General features: G+C 37.3%; 2 protein-coding genes. Both read right to left on the bottom strand.

Annotated features, from left to right (window positions below):
- Positions 1–38 precede the first annotated feature (38 nt).
- The gene (locus tag ACIQXV_RS29740) at positions 39–875 is read right to left on the bottom strand and encodes an IS3 family transposase (RefSeq protein WP_402965993.1); all 837 of its coding nucleotides are present in this window, start codon (positions 873–875) and stop codon (positions 39–41) included.
- Between the two features lie 11 nt (positions 876–886).
- On the bottom strand, positions 887–1,228 hold the full coding sequence (locus ACIQXV_RS29735; RefSeq protein WP_402965990.1) for a transposase: 342 nt from the start codon (positions 1,226–1,228) through the stop codon (positions 887–889).
- Positions 1,229–1,313 lie beyond the last annotated feature (85 nt).

Here is a 1,313-nt window from a genome sequence, read left to right as displayed (position 1 = left end):
TGGACTTACACCCGTCAAGTAGACAGCTCTAAAAAAGACTATGCAGCCATCGTGATCCGGTATTCAACTGGAGCACGATGGTTTAGTCGTTTTTGGAACCTTTTATAATTGTAATGATACATATATGTTTCTATTGCTTGTATTAACTCTTCCTCTGTTTTACAATCAGTTTGATACAACATTTCTGTTTTAAAGTGTGAAAAGAACGATTCAACACAGGCATTATCCAGGCAGTTTCCTTTGCGAGAGTGGCTGCCCTTTATGCCATATTTGTTTATTCGTTTGTTGTATTTTTTGGACGTGTACTGGAATCCCTGATCCGAATGGAGAATGGTTCCGTGCACGTTTCTTTTTTTATTTAGATCCTCCACTGTATCCAAAACCAATTTCATGTTATTTCTATCTGATATTTTCCATGAAACAATTTCATTATTATAGAGATCCTGAATAACAGATAGGTAATAAAAACGATTCTGGAACGGTATGTAGGTGATATCAGTTACTAGTACTTCGTTTTCATTTCTCTCGTCGAATTCCCTGTTGACCAGGTTTTCGAATACTTTAGACCCTTTCTTGCCAAAGTATCTCCATTTCTTTCTAATCACCGACTGAATATCCATCAACTTCATTAAACGATAAACCTTCTTATGGTTGACTTCGAAGCCCTCTTCCTTAAGGGCTATTACCATTCTAGGATAACCATATTCCTTGTGTTTGAGGTGGATAGAAAGCATTTGATCCATAAGGTCTTGATCCTGCTCCTTTTTCTTTTCACGGGCCTCAATCGTCTTTACCCATTTGTAATAGCCTGATCGCTGCACCTCGGCAATTTCAGTTAGCCAAGTAACCGGGTATTCTCCTTTCAACTCATGAATAATCTCAAATCTTATTGCTTTTTTGATTTCACCTCCCCGTGAAGATTTGGATACTGCTTTTTTAGATAGCTAACCTGAGCCTTATAATAATCCCGTTCTTCCTCTACACTGTTAAACTTTGTTTTTTGTCGTCCTTTAAGGGGATTGTCTGTAGACGTATGTTTCCCCCTTTGATCAGTGAGCTTATTGCCCTCCTCAAATTTTTTTACCCATATTTTCAATTGAGTTGGACTTCGAAGACCCAATTGGTTAGATAGAATAGCGTAACTCACATCGCCACTAATATACATTTCGACCGCCTTCATCTTAAATTCTTCTGTATAGTTTTGAAAAGTTTGTCCTTTTTTTGCCATAGAAAAATCCCCTCCAAGTAGTAGTGTATCATCCATAAGAAATAATGGACTTTTTTACACTGTCTACCTAAAGGGGATAATATCA

The organism is Neobacillus sp. NPDC097160 (assembly GCF_044762155.1).
In the GTDB taxonomy this organism is placed as follows: domain Bacteria; phylum Bacillota; class Bacilli; order Bacillales; family Cytobacillaceae; genus Neobacillus.
Note: the sequence above shows the minus strand (reverse complement) of the source record. Positions and strands in the feature narration are given on the sequence as shown.